The sequence below is a fragment of the Labilibaculum manganireducens genome (genome assembly GCF_002843385.1).
Lineage (GTDB): Bacteria > Bacteroidota > Bacteroidia > Bacteroidales > Marinifilaceae > Labilibaculum > Labilibaculum manganireducens.
Genome location: NZ_MVDE01000051.1, coordinates 1 through 19639, shown reverse-complemented (window position 1 = coordinate 19639; position 19639 = coordinate 1). Strand labels below are relative to the sequence as shown.

13 protein-coding genes are annotated in these 19639 nt (G+C 37.7%); 6 read left to right on the top strand and 7 right to left on the bottom strand.

The features are described from left to right. Nucleotides 1-172: 172 nt before the first annotated feature. From BZG01_RS20160 to pdxH, 3 genes are all read left to right on the top strand, one after another. Nucleotides 173-1678 (top strand): NapC/NirT family cytochrome c, encoded by a 1506-nt coding sequence (locus BZG01_RS20160; protein WP_218973180.1) that lies wholly within the window; start codon nt 173-175, stop codon nt 1676-1678. 196 nt (nt 1679-1874) lie between these two features. After that, complete coding sequence (locus BZG01_RS20155; RefSeq protein ID WP_101311658.1) at nt 1875-2291, top strand: hypothetical protein; 417 nt, start codon at nt 1875-1877, stop codon at nt 2289-2291. Next, a complete protein-coding gene (pdxH, locus tag BZG01_RS20150) occupies nt 2275-2913 on the top strand; it encodes a pyridoxamine 5'-phosphate oxidase (protein WP_101311647.1) in 639 nt (212 codons plus the stop codon). The genes BZG01_RS20155 and pdxH overlap by 17 nt, the downstream gene beginning before the upstream one ends. A gap of 181 nt (nt 2914-3094) precedes the next feature. Here pdxH and BZG01_RS20145 read toward each other — a convergent pair whose 3' ends face one another. Beyond that, the gene (locus BZG01_RS20145; protein WP_180327407.1) at nt 3095-4021 is read right to left on the bottom strand and encodes a PfkB family carbohydrate kinase; all 927 of its coding nucleotides are present in this window, start codon (nt 4019-4021) and stop codon (nt 3095-3097) included. Between the two features lie 429 nt (nt 4022-4450). Here BZG01_RS20145 and BZG01_RS20140 point away from each other — a divergent pair, with 429 nt between their 5' ends. Next, the gene (locus tag BZG01_RS20140; protein ID WP_101311645.1) at nt 4451-7942 is read left to right on the top strand and encodes a PPi-type phosphoenolpyruvate carboxykinase family protein; all 3492 of its coding nucleotides are present in this window, start codon (nt 4451-4453) and stop codon (nt 7940-7942) included. Nucleotides 7943-8463: 521 nt separating this feature from the next. On the opposite strand, the gene BZG01_RS20135 is transcribed toward BZG01_RS20140, so the two are convergent. From BZG01_RS20135 to BZG01_RS20110, 6 genes are all read right to left on the bottom strand, one after another. After that, complete coding sequence (locus tag BZG01_RS20135) at nt 8464-9699, bottom strand: hypothetical protein (RefSeq protein ID WP_101311644.1); 1236 nt, start codon at nt 9697-9699, stop codon at nt 8464-8466. Nucleotides 9700-9905: 206 nt separating this feature from the next. Beyond that, nucleotides 9906-12734: an FAD-binding and (Fe-S)-binding domain-containing protein gene (locus BZG01_RS20130; protein WP_101311643.1), complete on the bottom strand. Its 2829-nt coding sequence runs from the start codon at nt 12732-12734 to the stop codon at nt 9906-9908. 146 nt (nt 12735-12880) lie between these two features. Beyond that, on the bottom strand, nt 12881-14539 hold the full coding sequence (locus BZG01_RS20125; RefSeq protein WP_101311642.1) for an L-lactate permease: 1659 nt from the start codon (nt 14537-14539) through the stop codon (nt 12881-12883). Between the two features lie 16 nt (nt 14540-14555). Further along, nucleotides 14556-14747 carry a hypothetical protein gene (locus tag BZG01_RS20120; protein WP_101311641.1) on the bottom strand — a complete coding sequence of 64 codons (192 nt, stop codon included), beginning with the start codon at nt 14745-14747 and terminating at the stop codon, nt 14556-14558. 12 nt (nt 14748-14759) lie between these two features. After that, nucleotides 14760-16910, bottom strand: a complete 2151-nt coding sequence (ldhH, locus tag BZG01_RS20115) for an L-lactate dehydrogenase (quinone) large subunit LdhH (protein WP_101311640.1) — start codon at nt 16908-16910, stop codon at nt 14760-14762. Nucleotides 16911-16919: 9 nt separating this feature from the next. Continuing rightward, on the bottom strand, nt 16920-17393 hold the full coding sequence (locus tag BZG01_RS20110) for a LutC/YkgG family protein (protein WP_101311639.1): 474 nt from the start codon (nt 17391-17393) through the stop codon (nt 16920-16922). Between the two features lie 544 nt (nt 17394-17937). Between BZG01_RS20110 and BZG01_RS20105 the strand changes: the two genes are divergently transcribed. Next, nucleotides 17938-18687 (top strand): hypothetical protein, encoded by a 750-nt coding sequence (locus BZG01_RS20105; RefSeq protein WP_101311638.1) that lies wholly within the window; start codon nt 17938-17940, stop codon nt 18685-18687. 359 nt (nt 18688-19046) lie between these two features. Next, the gene (locus BZG01_RS20100) at nt 19047-19415 is read left to right on the top strand and encodes a tyrosine-type recombinase/integrase (RefSeq protein WP_101311637.1); all 369 of its coding nucleotides are present in this window, start codon (nt 19047-19049) and stop codon (nt 19413-19415) included. Nucleotides 19416-19639: the final 224 nt, after the last annotated feature.

Sequence of the window (19639 nt, the reverse complement as noted above, 5' to 3'; positions counted from 1 at the left end):
AAGAAATACGCAGAACTCAATATTTACAAGCTTTGCCGCGATCTTATGAAAACAAATTATTTTTACTGACACAAGCTGAACATACAACTAAGAAAGCGTATAAATTAATCCGACAAGTAGGTAATTATCAGAGTTTTCTATAAATTATTTTCGCGAACCAAAACCAATCGAAATGAAACTACCTAAATCTTCGTACAATTGGACCTCCATTTTAGGAGCAAGTATAGCCATAATAGCCTTTTTTCTGATTATTTTCTTTTTTGTTATTTCCGTCCTTTTCGACCAGGGAAGTTCCTATATGGGCTTAATTATCTATATCGTACTCCCAATATTTATGGTAATAGGAATGCTGTTAATTCCTATTGGAATGTTGATTCAGATTCGCAGAAAAAAGAAACAACTATTTATTTCTGAGGACATGAGATGGCCTCGGGTAGATTTAAATGATCAAAAGCACAGAAACGCCTTTTCTCTTTTTGTGATAATAAGTTTCATTTTCCTTTTTCTTTCTTCCATAGGAAGTTACGAAGCTTTTGTTTATAGTGAATCAGTGCCTTTTTGCGGCACTTTATGTCATGAGGTTATGGAGCCCGAATATGTTACCTACCAAAAATCTGCTCATGCCAAGGTTGCCTGTGTAGAGTGTCATGTTGGCGAAGGAGCAGATTGGTACATGCGTTCGAAATTAAGTGGCTTGTATCAGGTATATGCTGTTACGGTTAATAATTTTCCTCGTCCGATCCCTACTCCTCTTGCAAATTTGCGACCTGCCAGAGAAACCTGCGAACATTGCCATTGGCCCGAAAAATTCTATCCTAACCGAATTAAAAATGAACAGCATTTTTTAGCTGATGAAAACAATACTGAATGGAACATCCAGCTTACCATGAAAACCGGACCTGACCATCACACACAAAAACTAAGCGAAGGCATTCACTGGCACATTAATCCAAATGTAAAAATCGAATTTATGTCGGCAGATAATAAATCTGAATACATACAGTGGGTTAAATATACCAATAAAGCCACAGGAGAAGAGCACATTTTCGAAGATACAATGATGGAACCCGACAGTACATTTTTTGCAGATGGTAAATTGCATGAAATGGATTGTATGGACTGTCACAACCGCCCATCGCACGGCTATTTATCTCCTCCCGACTTTATTGATGCGGCCATGTCTTCGAAGGAAATTGATCCGCAAATCCCGTATATAAAACTGGCCGCCATGGAAGCATTAAAAGGTACTTATTCAACCAAGGACAGTGCTGATTTACTAATTGCACAAACAGTTCTTAATTTCTACAAAGAGAATTATCCTGATAAAGGTGCAGAGCATGAAGCCAATATATTGAAAGCGATAGAAGGCATTAAAATTGCCTATCATGAAAATACATTCCCTGAGATGAAGGTTCGCTGGGATGCGTATCCTAACCACAAAAGCCATATGGAAACACAAGGTTGCTTCCGATGTCACGACAACAATCACAGTACAAAGGATGGTAGAGTAATTTCCAAAGATTGCAATCTCTGTCACTCCATTACTGCTCAGGGAAAACCTGATTCTTTACAAATGGCTTTTACAACTCAAAAAATGGAATTTATCCATCCTGTTGATATTGGTACCGACTGGAAAGATTACTCCTGTGTAGATTGTCACGCCTATCTTTATCCATAAAATCAGAACAAACAAAAGCATTCTATTTGGAATTGTTTTAATTAAAGAAGATATTCGTATCTGAATTAGAACAAATCCATAGAATGAAACGTCCATGTATAAAGCATTCTACACACAGTGGGATGATCATGATGGTAAGTTCTCCCGAAACAAGTTCGGGACAGGCTATGTGGCAAAAACTTACAATTATAAACACATGAAAGGAAATAGACTGAGCGGTTCTGAACTGCATGAATTAGGAATCAAGTGGGTATACAAGCACATAAAAGATGAGTTTGAAGTTTTATCTGTGAATACTGAATTTGAGAAAAATCCTCAAATTCTAGCTAAAAAAGACGATACTTTGCATTTTATAGTGGTGAAAACCAGCACCTATCCTGATGTAGGTTCACTTTCGCCATCTGCTGCCGAAGAGATTATCCAACATGCTGATAAGCACAAGGCTAAAATTTTATTTGCCCACGTTGGCGTTGCAAATGCAGATAGCCAAGACGAACAGGAAATGCAATATCCGACAAAAGGCGGCCAGTATTACATCAATTATACCGGTCTGACTATTCAGCCAAACATACTCATGAATCCAAATAACCAAGCAAATGAAAAAGGATTTTAAAAAGCTTAGACATGAATACGGTATGGCTGAATTGAATAAATCGGATATTAATTCAAATCCATTTACACAATTCCGGATATGGCTTGAACAAGCAATAAAAATGGAACTGCCGGATGCCAATGCCATGACACTGGCAACAGTATCTGCTGACAACAAACCTTCTGCAAGAATTCTGCTATTGAAAGATTATAATGAGAAAGGCTTTTGCTTCTTCACCAATTACAATAGTCGAAAAGGTACTGATATAGAAGGAAATCCTTATGGTTCACTTGTTTTTTTCTGGCCTGAACTGGAAAGACAAATCCGTATTGAAGGGAAAATTGAGAAATTAGAACCAGAATTATCCGACGAGTACTTTTTTGATCGACCTGTTGGTAGCCGAACAGCAGCCGCGGTATCGCCGCAGAGTAATGAAATTGAAAACCGGAACGCTCTAATCCAAATGGTTGAAACGTTTAAGAAAAAAAATGGAGATGAATTTACACGGCCGGATTTTTGGGGCGGATATCGTCTTATTCCTGATCTTTTTGAATTTTGGCAAGGAAGGGAGAGTCGGTTAAATGATCGGATCGAGTACAATCTCAAAAATAAAGAATGGAAAATCAGAAGACTTGCTCCATAAAACAGTTCATTTTATCAACAAAAAACTCACATTCATACAAAAACTTAAAAAAAAGTAATTTTTGAGGGTCACCTTTTGACTAAAATAAGAACTAAAGGATAGGAACGATGTCCATTGTTCCTATTCAGAAATATGTATGTAGTTAAAAGCATCCCCGTTTTTTGTTGTAGAGGGGGTGCTTTTATCGTAACCGGTATTTATCAGCTGTTGCAATCGGTAAAAAATTATCATAAATCATACAAACATCCTGCGAAAATGTTGTTGTAACAGCAGCAAGCTTATTTATTTGCTCTTGTGAAAGTGCAGCAAGATCGGAAGTTTTAATTCCATCACGAACAAAAACAAATGCAATAGCAGCATTTACTGTATCTCCTGCCCCCACGGTACTAATGGGATTTATTGGAGGAACTTCAAAGAAATACTTTTGCTGATTGTAAATGGATAATCCGTGTTTGTTTGCGGTATAAATCAGTATCGCATCAGAAAATTCATTCAGCCAATTGTAAGCCTGATCTGGATTCTCCATTTTACAAATTAGTTCGAAATCTTCATTCGATGCTTTTACTACATGCGCCACAGCCATATTCTCTTTAATAAACGGCAAAACTTCCGGCAGCATTGGCAAGTGCTGAGATCTAAAATTTGGATCGTAAATAATTAAAGCCCCTCTCTCTTTACATTCAAGTAAAAATGTTAGCAAAGCAGAGCGAAACTCCTTTTTAACAGCCAAAAAAGATCCGAAAAGAACAATATCATCCTTTTGAACATCGTTCGGAAACACGATTGCGTTGGGAAGTCCTTTTCGTGTCTTATAGAAAGCATAATCAGCATTTTTATTTTCATCCAAAAAGGCCAATGCCAGGTTCGAATTGGTATCTGAAAAATAAGATATATGTCTTATATCCACACCATTCTCAACCAGAAAGTTTTTTATTTGATTGCCAACCCTATCAATTCCCAACTCACTTATTAATGACACATTGATCCCCAACCGACTTAAAGAAACCGCTGAATTTAGGAAAGATCCACCTGGTTTTGCTTCAACCGGAGTATCATTCTCAAAGAATAAATCCAACACACAATCCCCAATGGTATATACTTTTCTCATCTGCATTTTTATTATTCGTTATTTCTCGTGATAAAGGCCGACAAGATACAAATTACAACACCAATTTAACCTAAATCTGAACCTGACTGTGTTCGATAAAAAACATAAGAAGACCGAGGCAGCAACTCATGAAAACAATACACAAGGTAGAATAAACGAGCAAACAGCGATCAACTAACTTTAAATCAAAAAATATCATCAATTATTTGCAAAGAATTTAAAAAAAAGTATAATTTGTAATCTTTCTAAATAATAATCAAAACATCATACTTAAATCGTTTTCGCTTCCAACTAATTAAGCCAGTAAAAAAATGTAAGGTTAAATTGAATATAGCTGAACGACAGTAAGGGATGCAGGAATTTTTACAACAAGAAAAAATAAGTAAATTTGGTTCCGTCATTCCCTAAGCAAAAATAAATTGGAGACATATGCAAAGTAAAAACCCAAGTAAAATTGAAATTAAATCGAAGGAGGTTAAAATTGATCAAAAAGATTTGATTCGTTATATCAACCTTCAGCTGGCAGCAATGGGCCAGCCTATTTTTACGGAAAATTCCGAAGGAGAAAAAAATCAATTATCTGATCCAAAATTTATTCAGCTTACCGACAGCTTAATAAAAAATTATCGTGCTCAATCGCGATTACTGGCAGATCATTTATGTCCTGTCGATCAGCGTATACAAAACTTTTTAAATGAATATCTGGAAGATGTTGACGCAGAAGTTGCAAAGCTTCCTACTTCCACCTTTATTCTGGATCAACCGGGTATAGCCAGAGAATTAAGTCTTCCACCAGATAAGGATGAACATATCACAGAGCTATTAAGCTCTTACAGAATAAAACAAGGTGTACTTCACAACCCAAAACACGATAGAAGAACTACAAGCGGTTCATTTCATATTGTAGGTGGTAGTTTGCCGGTACCTTTGGACAAAATTGAACTGCCCAAAAAAGCTTTTGGTAAATTTCTGCAAGCAGCTTTCAATCCAAGCTCAGAAATAAAACAACTTCCATTTACAGCAACACAGGAAGAAAAAGCGGAGCTGATGGTCTCTCTTTTACTCCGCCCGATAGTATGTCCGGAAGTAAAAGGAATAATCAGTCAAAAATCGATGGAGGTTCGCTTCTTTGCTCCCGGCAGCTTAGTAAGTAATCTTGATTTTGTTGAATCAATTTTTGGTAATGCCGGTGATCCTAACATTCCTGCCAACGATGCTGGTTTAGATATTGAACACTGGACAGGTCATACTGGTTGTATTGTACTGGCTCCGCAATTATTAAATCTTAAGAAAAAAGAATTAGGTTTACCTCATTACGATGATGCTACTGAACGCCAGAGAAATGATGGTGTTTGCTGGAAAGATGAAAATGAGCTTTACAACAACGGAAATGCATTTAAGCTAACATGCCGCAGCGAAAAAGGTGTTGTAATTACGTTGATTGCTGATAACTACTTTGGATACTCTAAAAAGGAAATCAAAACTCAAATCAGTTACTCTGCCAATCTTTACGGTTTATCTGAAGAAGAGCATTCGGGTGGTGCAATTGCATTCCCCCGTAAAAATTTGGGCGACAGCTTTAGCGGTGCGCTTTTCATGAATAATGTATTGAAAAAACAGTACAGTTTCGATGAAATGGTGAAACAATTTGGTGAAACAATGAATGTTCATCCGGAAGGTTATGCTGTTGACAAAGAATATTCAGACATCTATTACATCAACGAAAATGCGAATATTGATGTTTATGAAAGTAAGGTAAGCTGGGAAAAGAATGGTAAAGAACAAAGCATCCGTTTAGTACCTAATAGTTACTACGTTCACCCTTCCGGATATAAAATGCACATGGAGAAACATCCTTCGGCTCCATCATGGAGATTAGTAAGTACTGCTTCGGAGGGAACTTTCTGTCACAAACCTTGTACTGTTTCCGGTGGAGGTAAATCGGAGATTTCAAAATCATTATTAAATGCAATCATTTACAGCTCTTTCTATATCCAGGACATGGAGAAAGACTTTAATCTTGCTGATCAGGTAATTAATCACGATTATACAAAACGTTGGAAAGATACTCCAAACAGAACAACCCCGGCAAGATCTCTTTTAAGTTCTGACCGATCATTAGGTTCTGTGGTGAAACTATTAACTCCTTCGAAATATTATACTGCTGAATACAATGAATTCCTGAATACTATTCCTGATCATGTTAAAGCATTAGTATTATTTGTAAAGAGATTCTACCGTCCGGAAAGAACAGACAGTAACTGGAGAGATTACTTCTCAGTTGATGTTATTAACGGACGAAAAGGTCATGAATTGCTCTTCAACAATCGTAAAATTGTTGCCAGTTACTTACGGGTAGGATTCGCAGGAGATAAATCATGGTATTTAAATAAGCTGCGTCAGGATTTTATTGCAGCAGCCAAAATACAAATGGAAGATGACATTACAGCTTCTATTGTACTCCCTGCCAGTCGATTCAATTATTTGAACAAATCTTACGACAATAAAAGTATCAAGTTAACAGCAAATTGCGAAGAGCGCTTTTTCCAGCGTCCCGATGAAGCTGTTCACCGAGGATACGACAAGGAGGCTGAAGCTGATCTTTCCATGAGAAACAACTTTACATCAAACTACGAACCTCTTACCAGAGAAGACGGGAAAGAATTATTGGCTGATGCTATAGGTTTCGACTTGTATACAAAACCTATTCAGGGAATTATTCGTCAAGGTGCAGAGAGTAAAAAATCAAATTACTTTATTTCTCCTTCCCACACCCGGATTGTTAATGGAAAACCATCTGAAAATCCGCGTTATTTGCAGATAAGACCCGATTTAGTAAATCCGGTTGACGATCGTTTAGCCGAAATTGGTATTCGTTTGGCCAGAAAAATTCCTTTGGATCAACCAGTACATCACCCGGTAAATGCAGTTTTACCTGGTCGTAGAAATAATCCTGCCGATAAAAAAGCCGGAATTCGTGCATTGAGTGTTTACAACCCTGTTCATTATCAGGAATTACCTGAATTGTTTATGGATTTTATTTGCAGTTTAACAGGTAAATCTCCTTCAACAACAGGTGCTGGTTCCGAAGGTGCTTTAACAAAAGGTCCTTTTAACATGTTATCTCCTACTACGGATTTAAATAATGCCTTACTTTCCTACATTCTAACAGGATATCAAGGATTTTCATCGGCAGCAGGATATGTGGGAACTGAAAACAGATTCGATCATGATGTTTCATTGCTGATTCCTGAGCTTTGGTGTCGATTGAAAGAGGAAAACCGTGATCCTAAATTATTGATTCAAGAAGGTTCTCTTGAAAAACTATCTGATTTTGAATACGAAGGTGAAACAATTCATGCCAGTCGTTTAGGATATCGTATTACAGAAGAATTCCTTTTCCGATATATGAATCGTATTTTTGATGAGCCTCAGAACGTCTTCAACGAAAGAATGCTAAAACCTGAAATTCAGGATTTGGAAGCTTACGCTGATGGCATTAAAAACATTGTTGAAGCACAGAAAAAAGTTGCTGTCAACTACTTTAAAGACAACAGCGTTTCAGCTGCAATTCCACCATTGCAGATTCTTTTAAATATTATGGCCTATGGTCAATATGAAGGAAAAGAAATCAGTGATCCTGAGTTACGTAAACAATTCGACCGTGAATTGGTGATTAACTCATCGTGGTATCAGGCTCGTTTGAAAAACAAGCAGCAAATCGACATTAATTTCTACGAAAAGCAAATTGCTTACTTAGAGGCTTTCATGGCCAACAAGATAAATGCAGAATGGAATGACGAATTGAGTTTGGAAGAACGTTTCTGGAAAGCTAAAAAAGATTTAGAACACGTAAAATCTGAAGAATATCTACAAAGTTTAGTTGGTACAATTGGTGCCGATCCTTTATTTAAGGCCTAATACAGACTTTACTTTTAAAATAATTGGGAACTCTCTTGGGGTTCCCTTTTTTTATTCAGCAAATTGAAAAAATAATGCCCGTGATATAGGGGAATCACGGGCAACAATTCTAAAGGGTTAATTAACCTACTAACCAGCCTTACGGCTGAACCTTTATGCGTTCTATCCTTTCAGTAAGAACGCAATACTAAAGATATAAAAAAAAAATAAAATATTTTAACATTTAGTAACATTTCCCTTTCTTTAAAACAATTACAAACTCTTCATAATATTGCACATAGATGATTTTTCAAACTTAATTTACCATATTTCATCAACACATTTGACGTTTCTCAGAACGTAATATGATTTGGATAGTCAGTATAATAGTTACATATACACCATTATTAATGTATATAATAAAAAATTAGCTCCGATTATAAACCGAAGCTAATTGTAAATTAAGGAACCTATTCATTGACGAACTTGTTTCCTAAACACTTAAAATTGAAAAACAGACTTTCCAGATTTATTTTATATTCCTAAAATGAATATTTAAAATGTACACTTACACGAGTACTTCCCACTTCTTTTGAATCTGCAACCTTGCCATTGATTTGAGTTGTACCGTAAGCCGCTGCAGTATATAATGCTTGAGTTCCAATCATGAAACTTCCCGAATGGAATTCAACTCTTGGACCAAACTGATAGATATAATCAATATTTGAACCACGGCTGTACAAACCGACAAAACTACTTCCATTCATTGCCAAATTATCATCAGCACCTAAGTTTTTGGTATACCCTGCAAACAAACCATAACGAACATTGCCTGTTGTAGTATGTACATCTGACCAAACAGAAGATGTTTTCACATTTGTATATTCGTAATCACCATTGGCTTTAACACCTTTCACACCATAACCACCTATCATTACAAAATTATACATGTTTTGTCCGTAGATCGTTTGCAAATTCCAAACCAATTTATCCGTTTTTACAGTCATCCAGGCATTCATTTGGTAGCTGCTCAACATTTCGTCGGTTTTTAAACCTGCTGAATTCACAACCATAGGCTTTAAGAATTTATAACCTGCTGTTGCACCCAAAGTAAATCCTTTCGCAAAATCGTACTTAACCTGAGCTGAAAATTCAGGAATACTGGCTTGCTGTACATATTTAACATCGGCACCATCCGGGCCATTCGATTTAAAATCCATTTCCGACAAAGCGGCGATAAATGCATAACCTCTATCTCCTAACTTACGGGTATATCTAAACTGAGGAGCTCTTCCCAACACATTAAACGGCAGACCTCCACCCCAATGCAATACGTCAGGATAACAAGAGGTTACAAACATAGGATGCCAGGTTTTACCCACCAAAAGTTCATCTTTTCCCCAATCTAATTTTACAAATGCATGTCGTAAACGAAATAAACCAATTTTATCATTCGAAGTACCTACGAAATCACCTTGAATTGTTGCTGATCCTTTAGCACCAAAAGCCTCGAATCCTGTAACACCAACATTTAGTCGTGAATGAATGGTAGTCATGAACAATTCTGAACGGTCATTTAAATCGGCGCCATTCGCATCAAAAGATTTTGCTGCCGGGTAAAGAATTACATCTCCTTCGCGGGTATTAACAGTCTTTCTTGAATCAAATATTGCTTCTGCAGTTACAAAACCGCTCAATTTAACCTTTACCTCATCAGCTTTTTGAGCCATACCAACTAAAGGCAGAAGTCCTAAGAACATCAAAAATACTTTTTTCATATGATTATAATTTTAAGTTTTTGCCATATGGAACTTACCATATAATCATCTCCCTGTGTGTAGAAAGCTTTATACATGGACGTTTCATATTAATTTGGGTTTTTTGAATTGAAACAGAACATGATCTTATTCTCCCGAAACGAATTCATATACTAATTATATAAATAATAGATCATGCCTGTTTCGATCATAGTGATTAATAATTTTTATTTTCTTTTTGCAGTAGTAGCTCTATCAACCAAATAAACTATTGATTGATAAGAAACGCCGCTGTTTAATGTCAAGCCAATTTCGCAGGTTCTGCTTGTTGAATAGCCATGCTTAACTTCGGCAGGATGCTGAATTTTAAGATCCCGTAAACCATGATCATTCAGTTCGGAGTGAGTAAAACCTCTGTCTCCGGCAAAACCACAGCAATTTGTGTCAGGCTTAACAACATTTTTAGCACATAGTTTAGCCAAATCAACCAGCTTATCTTCCACGCCTAATTTTTTAGCAGAACATACTGCAAATACTGAAACTGTTTCATCGAGTTGTTTAAAATTCAAATGATCTTTTAAATGATCCATTATGAATTCAATTGGTTCGTATAGTTTCAAGCGAGACTCCATATTCTCCTTCATGGTATACAAGCAAGGACTCATGTCGCAAAGAATTGGGTATTCCCCGTTGTTGCTTGCTTTTTTCAAAGCGGCTTCCAAATTATTGGATTTTTTCATTCCAGCTTCTTTAAAGCCTTTACTCAAAAATGCCATTCCACAGCATTGGTTGTTTAAATCCTCAGGATAAATAATTTCATATCCTGCCTTTTTAATCAACTTCTCCATTTTAATGGTCAAAGCCACCTTTTCGTCGTAATCTTTCGATACGCCCATACTTCTGTTGATACAAGACGGGAAATACACAACCTTTTTAGGATTGCTCTTATTTACTGCCGGCGGAACAATTTTAGGTGATCCTTTTGGAAAAGCCTTCGTCCAGCGAGGAATTGTATTTCCTGATAAAGTTCTTACACCACCAGCAATTCCACCCATCAAGCCTGATCCAAGTATGGAGTGAAAGAAATTCACAGTATTCAGACCCACTTTAGCATAGGACTGAACTTTATCCATATTATCGGCACACCACATCGCATATTTCTTTGCTTTTGGTGATGCATCATCCGCCCGAAGCTCCTTAACCAATTTGCCGGTATCAATTTTTACCGGACAACTAAGCGCACACAAACTATCTGTAGCACACATTTGCAAGGCTTCGTAATCGAATTGTTTTACCATACTGGCTAACTCGTGTGGAGTCTCTCCTGAGGCTTTCAGTCGGGTAATTTCGCGGTAGGTAACAATTCTTTGACGCGGACTTAAAGTCAGGTTGTGTGATACGCATGATGGTTCGCAAAAACCACACTCCATACACTGATCTATTTTTTCGTGAGCAGCAGGAAGAGGTTTCAAATCCTTTAAATGAGCTTGCTTATCGGCATTCAGGATAACTCCCGGATTGATTAAAAAATAAGGATCGAAGATGGCCTTGATTTCCTTCATCAGGTTGTAAGCATCTGTCCCCCACTCCATTTCAACATAAGGAGCCATATTTCGTCCGGTACCGTGTTCTGCTTTTAGAGCTCCATCGTAACGGCCAACAACCAATTCTGCCAGTTCATCCATGAATTTGGCATACCTGTCGATTTCCGGCTGGGTACCAAAATCCTGAGTAAATACAAAGTGCAGATTACCTTCCAAAGCGTGACCAAAAATAACCGCTTCCGAATACTTGTACTTTTTAAACAAGTCCTGAAGATCTAAAGTTGCCTCGGCTAACTTTGGTACCGGAAAACAAACATCTTCGATAATAACAGTAGTACCAACCTTACGCATACCGCCAACTGTTGGAAGTAAACCTTTACGGATTTTCCAAAGCATTGCAAATTCTGCCGGAACATCCGTAAATTCAATGGGCAATTCCACCTGAATATCCCGAACGGAATTTGTAATTATTTCAATCTGCTTGTTCAGTGCTTTAGCATCGCCCGCTCTGGTTTCCACTAAAATAGCCGATGCACCAACCGAAAGTGTTTTTAAATAAGCAGGCACTCCAGCATCATTCTCAACCGAACGCAATGCAGCCCTATCCATTAATTCAACCGCAGCAACAGGCTCCGATTTTAAAATTGAAACCGCCCGGCAGGCTTTCTCAATATCAGGAAAAATCATTAACGAACTTGCTTTGTACTTGTGCTCAATTACCGTTCTGTAAACCACTTCAGAAATAAATCCTAAGGTTCCCTCAGAACCAATCATAAGGTGAGTTAAAATATCAATCGGATCCTTATAATCAACCAAAGCATTCAGGCTGTAACCTGTTGTATTCTTCATTTTGAATTTCTCACGAATGCGGGCATCCAAAATCTTATTCTTCCGAACAGCTGCAGCCAATTGGCTTAAGTCCTTCAGCATGTTTGAATGAGTACTTTTAAATGAAGCAATACTTTCCTTACAGGAGGTATCCAAAACGGTTCCATCATGCAAGATTACACGGATAGAATCGATTGTTTTGTATGAATTCTCGGAGGTACCGCAACACATTCCTGATGCATTATTGGCAGCAATACCGCCAATCATCGCAGCATTAATAGAAGCCGGATCCGGTCCGATTTTCTTACCATAGCGTGCCAGCAAAGCATTTGCACGGGCACCCGTAATACCTGGCTGAAGACGAATTTTCTCTCCATTATCAAGTATCGTATGCTTTTTCCAATGCTCTCCGGCAACCACCAATACAGAATCGCTGATTGCCTGCCCCGATAAACTGGTTCCTGCAGCACGATAAGTAACTGGTACGTTTAAATTATGACATTCCCGCATAATTAAACTCACTTCTTCCTCACTTTTCGACTTTACTACCAATTTAGGTATCAGTCTGTAAAAACTCGCATCGGTTCCCCATGCAAGCGTATGAAGAGGATCATGAAACATTCTGTTCTTATCAATTGTCTTCAGCAATCGTTCATGTAAAGTTTTATATTCTCCTGTAAGCATCTTTTTTTGATTTTATGATCAAGTCAATATCAAGTATTCAAATAATAGTTACGTCTTAAATTGGTAACTTGTATGACAAATGTACGTTTTCAGTCTTTAATAATGAACCAAACTTTCATGGAATTGAAAATTTGGTTCCTAATATTTTACAATGGCAGCGGATTAAAGCCTGATGAAATCAAAACAACAACAATTATCATTACCATTAAATAGTAAATAAAGGCTGGTATTGAGTTTCTTCTTATAATGGTTCCTTCGGCACCAATACAACCAACGGTAGCACAAACTGCAACAACATTGTTTACACAAATCATATTTCCTAAAGCTGCACCAATGGTTTGAACTGCAACAATTAATACCTGAGGTATCCCTAAAATTGTAGCAGTTTCGAACTGAAGTGAAGCAAACAGCAGGTTAGAAACCGTAGCCGATCCTGACATAAAAGAACCTAAAATACCTACAATAGGTGCAATTATTGGATATGCATTTCCCGATAAATCGGCAATAGCTGTGGCCATAGTTGTGAGCATACTATCCATTCCTGCTCCGTTCGTTCCCGATTTCAGCATGAGCTGAACCATTGCAACACCCGCAAATAAGGCTATTGCAGCCCCGGTAATTTGTTTGAAAGTTGTTTTCCAGGAAGAAACGACCTGTTTTATTGGCATTTTATGCATAAAATTTGTAATAACTGCTACCAAAATAAAAGGGATTGTTCCAGGTAAATAAGCCCATTTTAACACGTATGTTAAACCATCAATACCAAAAAGGTTCGAAAGAGTTAGTGTCTGAGAGGCCAACCATCCTTTTAAACCTAATGATGGAATACGGGTAACCACTAAAATTACTGCGATCAATACGTATGGCATCCATGCTTTCACCAATCCCATTTTTGCTTCGCCGGTATCGCCATTGGAATCATTCGATTTCCAATTTTCTTCCCACTCTGATTTTGGAGGAAAATCCCATGACGTTTTAGGCATAAGGAAACCTCTTTTTGCAGCAAAAATGATTATTCCCAAACCAATAAATGCACCTAGTAATGATGGAAGATCCGGTCCGAGAGTGGTTGCGATAAGCACATAAGGAACCGCGAATGCCAGTCCTGCAAAAATTGCAAACGGAGCCGCCGCCAATGCAGGTTTAATCGATTTTTCTTTCCCAAAAAACTTGGTCATAATCATGATTCCCAGCAAAGGGATAAAAATACCAACCAAGGCATTCGGAATTGCAATCCACTTGGTTAATGCCATTTTAAATACATCGGCATTTGCCCCCATATCGGCCAGATTTTGCTCTAAAGTAACCATTGCACCACCACTAATTGGAGTACCAACCGCACCATAAGGAACCGGAACCGAATTAAATATTAAAGCAACCATTGCTGCTGCCAAAGGAGGGAATCCGAGTCCGACCAACAAAGGACCGGCCAAGGCGGCAGGCGTTCCGAATCCGGCTGCACCCTCGATAAATGCACCGAACATGAAACCTATAATAATGGCTTGAATTCTTCGATCAGTGGTAATCCCGTTAAATCCATTATTAATTGTTGTCATGGCTCCCGACAACTTCATGGTATTTAAAATGAGAATGGCACCAAAAATAATGATTAAAATATCCAATGCTTTCAGAAATCCAAAAACTGAATAGCCCATGATGTGGAATATATCAATTTCCCATACTGTGTAAGCAACTATCACCGATAGCAGCAGTGATAAAGGTAAAGCCTTTTTTGCTCCCCAATTGAAGCCGACCATCAGAACGATGGTTAATAAAATAGGCGAAAAAGCTAATAATGCATCCATAAAAAATAGTTTAGGTTTAGTTACAAATTGTATTACTGATCGTAGTAAATGGGTTAGATCTACTGTATTTTTCGATAATTGAATTGTCCGATTTTTTAAGATTTCCGTTCATTGCACTGTTGCGCATCAAAACGTCGAGGTCGATAAGCTTTTGTTTCAGAGCTTCCAGACTTTTATTTATATCTACCTTATCGTTATTGAAGTCCATAATTCATAGTTTTTATTTCCCGATGAGTTCAACATACTTTTCAATAAATTCGGTTAGATGAAGCACTTTAACAGGTACTTTTTTATGCATCAAACCTCCGTTAATCTGCATTACACATCCCGGACAATCGGTAACCAATATCTCAGCCTTACTTGCCTCGATATTTTCTATTTTCTTGGTTAATATTCCGTTCGATATGGTGGCAAAGTCGAGAGAGTAAGTTCCTCCAAAACCACAGCACACATTGCTGTCGGTTAATGGAATAAATTGTTTTCCGATTAATTTGGAAAGGAAGGCTTCTGCAGAATAATCCAATGAACGGGAATCATGACAAGGCGTATGATAGGTAACCTTCTTGTTCCCTTTCACTTTAAAGCGGATGTTGTTGTTTTCTAAAAACTTCCCGATTGGTGTTACCATATCACCCAATTGTGCCGCTTTTTTATAACGGTTTGGATCTTCTTTGGTAAAATCCAGAAACTCGTGTTTAATGGCTCCCCCACAGGTAGGACACAATACCAACAGAGCTTCATAATCTTTAGGTCCTTGTAAATTATCAAGGGTATTGTAAATCATGCTTTTTGCATTTTCGGGATCGCCCGATGCAATGGCAGGAATGCCGCAGCAGGCTGCTTTTTTAGGAATATCAACCTGAAATCCACTCTTTTGAAGCAGTTTGACCATTGCCAGTCCCATTTCAGGATAAAAATATTCTATTGCGCAACCAGGATAGAAAAATACTTTTCTGTCGGATGAAAACTGATCGTATCCATCTTTATAGAAACGCTTGCTAAAGGTTTTTGAAGCCAAAGCAGGAAATTTTCTAAAATCCATTTCTTTGGGCAGCATAGGAATTGTACCAATAATTTTTTCCTGATTTGATGGATTGGTTTTGGTTAACGGAAACTGGAAATTAGCCCCTAAACTCAAAACAGACTTCATTCTGCCGGGTTTTGCAACCAGGCTTTTAAATACTTTTTTCTTTATAGGATTGATGCCGTATTTTTTGCCGACAACCAATTTCAAATCAGAAATTAAAGCCTGCAAATCAATGCCCGAAGGGCAATTAAAAGAACAGGCACGGCAGCCAATACACATTTTCAGAATATCTTTGGCCGCTTCGTCGCCCTGATAAAGGGCTGTTAAAATCAGACCAATTGAACCGATATAACGATCGCCGTAAACATGACCGCCCACCATTTCGTAAGCCGGACAAATGTTGGCACAACTGCCGCAACGCACACATTTTAGTGCTTCTTTAAATTTGGGATGTTCGAAAAATGCCAAACGTCCGTTATCCAAAAACACATAATGGGTTTCTTTTACGCCGTCTTCATTTTTATGAGAAGGCACCCTCCCTTTAATCCATGTAGTATATGATGTTATGGTTTGTCCGGTAGCACTTTTCGGCAATACACGAACAATATCCAAGGCCTGATTAAAATCGTCGCACAATTTCTCGTATCCAACCAAAACAATGTGCACAGGGGGCACGGTAGACGACAATCGGGCATTTCCTTCGTTGGTAACCAAACCAATGGTACCCGTACTTGCTACGGCAACATTCGCCCCTGTCATTCCAACACCGGCTTTAAAATACGATTCGCGAAGAAATCTGCGTGCAATCTCCACCATTGCTTTGATATCTTCAGGATCTACCGCTTCTCCTGTATAATCAGAAAATATCTTTGCCACCTGCTGTCTGGTTTTATGAATAGCCGGCATTACCATGTGCGATGGATGTTCGTTGGCCAACTGCAGAATCCACTCTCCCAAATCGGTTTCGATTGGCTGCAGTCCCTCCTTCTCTAAATAATGGTTGAGTAAAATCTCTTCCGAAGTCATCGATTTACTTTTCACCATGAATTTAGCATTGTGTTTTTTCATTACATCAGCAATGTATTGGCAGGCATCTTCGCCTGTTTTTGCCTGAAACACTTTGCAGCCGTACTTCTCAACATTCGTTTTAAACAAATTGAATTGCTGCATTACCTTGTTTAAATCACGGTCTTTTATGTCGTGAACCCTTGTTCGCAGGGCTTCAAAATCCAATCCTTTATAAGCATTAATTTTAGAAGCCTTATATGCTGCTGCAAAACCTTTCAGGTTTTTATACAAAACCTCATCGTTTAATTTCTCCTGTATTTTATCCTGTATATTCATCGCTTCTACTTATAAATCGTTTAAAATATATACTGCCATCTCTTTTGGTCCGTGCACTCCAACCGTTAAAACACGCTCAATATCTGCTGTTCGGCTGGCCCCCGTAATAAAAGCAACGTAACCACCCATATCCGAAGTTCTCTCCTCAATAAAACCGGCCACATCGTTTAAACTGGCAACCAGCTTGCTTATGGGCATCACAACAAACAGCTTCTCGGCCAAACAGGTTGCCAAACGTTTGTTTTCGTTGATACTATCAATAACAACCGTTCCCGTTTCCGCAATTGCGTAATCAATTTCGATAAGAGCATTTTTGATTCCCGCTTCTCCGGCTTGTATATCTTTTAACTGATTAAAACTTGGAACATCGATGTATTCGAAGCTTTCCTTTTGTAAGAGGTTTTTAAATTCTTCAGAAGACAGAATCTGATTTTCGTTTCCGACCAGTGCTGATTTGTCTAAAAAAAGTTCAAGGTTGTTCATATATTTTTAGTTTATAGGTTTTAATCATTTTAGTCTGAAAAGATGACTATTTGGAAATCTCACTAACCAAGAGGGATGCCAAGAATTTCACACACTTGTTATTCAGAATCATTCTATTCGACTACGGTCTGAATATCTGATTATTAACACACGCAAAGGTTTTCAGAAAATGGGATTTAAAACGATTTCGAAGGTGTTCAGAACTGCACAGCCACGCATAAGCAAGTGTGCTGTTTTGAACGAATGTTCAGTTTAAGACAGTAAAATAACCTGATTTTAGATGGATGAATTTGCAGCTGCAGGTGGCTTATTCGATGCACAATTACTCTTTATAAAAAATATAAAATCGGAACATCACTTAACTGTAATGAATAATTACAGTTAAACTATCTAAAACTCAGAGGCTTTGTAATAATATCATAAAATAAATTAAAAATTATTTCACATAAATTTTTATTATTAACATACATTTCCTAATTTCAGAACCCCAAATGATTATTTATACAAACCAGGTTGATTAGTCAACCCTAAAAACTTTAAAAAAATGACAGATATAACTGCAACAAAAACAATTAATGAATTGGTTCTTGAAATTTCTGAAGACAAAATTGTTTCGACTGCCGTCCCAGTAGCCATTGCCATTGGCGAGGCCGGAGTACTTCACCAATATGCTTTGGAAGACAAAGAAGAGCTTTTGGCAAAAGGACTAAGCGAGGATACAATTAATGAGCTTGCACCAAGAGCTAAATTTTTGCAGGAACAGCAATCGGTTTGGACTGCTGTTTATGAATCGGCTTTAACCAGCACACAAGAGTGGGAAGAAAAAATTGAGGAAGCCAGCCTGCTGCAACGCGAATTAAAATACGATTTTCAGTTTGCCTACCGAAACCATCCGGATATTCTGAAAAAACTGCAAAACATTCTTGATGGCAACGGCCACATGGATTTAATTCAGGACCTAAGCGACTACCCTGCTTTTGCCAGACAACATCCTGAACCTTTAAAAGCAATTCTATTTGATACCACCAAAACTGACCGCTCCCAACAGCTGGCACGCGAACTTTTCGACCTGTTGAACAAGGTTGACGGCGTAAAAAACAGCAAAAACAGACCGGAAAAGCTGATGCGCGACAGTGCCTACACCTACCTGAAACAATTGGTCGACGAAATTCGTGCTTATGGCAAATATGCCTTCTGGAACGATGAGGAGAAACAAAAGAGGTATTCGAGTGAGTATCAAAGAAGAAAATTCGCAAGAAACACGAAAGAGAAAACAAGCGATAATTCTCTGTAACACCCACAACTGTTGACTTGTTTTGCAACAGGAGCTTAACTTACCCAACAGACACTTAAATATATGCAACTGGAGGGTGAATTAAGCAACTGAAGGATAATACTTACAACAGGCATTAAAATTTGGCAACTGAAATACCAATTGCTCCAACTGGAATACCGATTCAAGCAACTGGAATCATTTTTTTTTAATTACTACATACAACTGAAGAAAGGAAACATCTCTGGCTTAGGCCGGGGATGTTTTTTTTGTTTTTTCCGGCAAAAAGATCAGCTTATTTCCTGCTTATTTAATTTGATTCTGCTTTGCTAAACAATATTCATTTTATAATTTAGTAAACCTTTAACAAGAGCATGTAAATGAGCACAAAAATCCACCTATCGGCCAATACGCATCGCAATAAAGACAGAACGAGCATATTATCTGAAAGCCTGGCAATGGTTTTAAAAAAATATTTGGATAAGAACAGAGCGAAATATAATCCTGGAACAATTGTTAAAATTGTTATTAAAGCAGGTAAATTAGCAAATATTGAGAAGCACGTAACACCACATATGCTAAGGCATTCATTTGCCACACATTTATTGGAACAAGGAACTGATTTAAGATATATTCAGGTGTTATTAGGACATTCTTCATCAAAAACAACAGAAATATATACTCACGTATCTAATTTAGAATTGAGCAAAATTGTGAATCCTCTTGATGAACTATGGAACAAGACTTAACTAAAAGGTGCACAATACATGCCATATTGGTATGTATTGTGCACCTTTTTACCTGATATAGCAAAAATAAGTGCACCTATGGTGCACAATCTAAGAAGTTGAACAAAAACCGCCTATGGCGGTAGTTAAGAAATAAGCTCGTAACTTGATTGAATATTTATTCATTAAAAATTTAGTCATGAAAAAAAAGTCTTAGAGAACGGATGATTGCGGAGATGCAGATT

Bases quoted from the DNA above. Each gene is read 5' to 3' on its own strand.
- BZG01_RS20160 (WP_218973180.1), top strand. From the start codon at position 173: ATGAAACTACCTAAATCTTCGTACAATTGGACCTCCATTTTAGGAGCA.
- BZG01_RS20155 (WP_101311658.1), top strand. From the start codon at position 1,875: ATGAAAGGAAATAGACTGAGCGGTTCTGAACTGCATGAATTAGGAATC.
- pdxH (WP_101311647.1), top strand. From the start codon at position 2,275: ATGAAAAAGGATTTTAAAAAGCTTAGACATGAATACGGTATGGCTGAA.
- BZG01_RS20145 (WP_180327407.1), bottom strand. From the start codon at position 4,021: ATGAGAAAAGTATATACCATTGGGGATTGTGTGTTGGATTTATTCTTT.
- BZG01_RS20140 (WP_101311645.1), top strand. From the start codon at position 4,451: ATGCAAAGTAAAAACCCAAGTAAAATTGAAATTAAATCGAAGGAGGTT.
- BZG01_RS20135 (WP_101311644.1), bottom strand. From the start codon at position 9,699: ATGAAAAAAGTATTTTTGATGTTCTTAGGACTTCTGCCTTTAGTTGGT.
- BZG01_RS20130 (WP_101311643.1), bottom strand. From the start codon at position 12,734: ATGCTTACAGGAGAATATAAAACTTTACATGAACGATTGCTGAAGACA.
- BZG01_RS20125 (WP_101311642.1), bottom strand. From the start codon at position 14,539: ATGGATGCATTATTAGCTTTTTCGCCTATTTTATTAACCATCGTTCTG.
- BZG01_RS20120 (WP_101311641.1), bottom strand. From the start codon at position 14,747: ATGGACTTCAATAACGATAAGGTAGATATAAATAAAAGTCTGGAAGCT.
- ldhH (WP_101311640.1), bottom strand. From the start codon at position 16,910: ATGAATATACAGGATAAAATACAGGAGAAATTAAACGATGAGGTTTTG.
- BZG01_RS20110 (WP_101311639.1), bottom strand. From the start codon at position 17,393: ATGAACAACCTTGAACTTTTTTTAGACAAATCAGCACTGGTCGGAAAC.
- BZG01_RS20105 (WP_101311638.1), top strand. From the start codon at position 17,938: ATGACAGATATAACTGCAACAAAAACAATTAATGAATTGGTTCTTGAA.
- BZG01_RS20100 (WP_101311637.1), top strand. From the start codon at position 19,047: ATGAGCACAAAAATCCACCTATCGGCCAATACGCATCGCAATAAAGAC.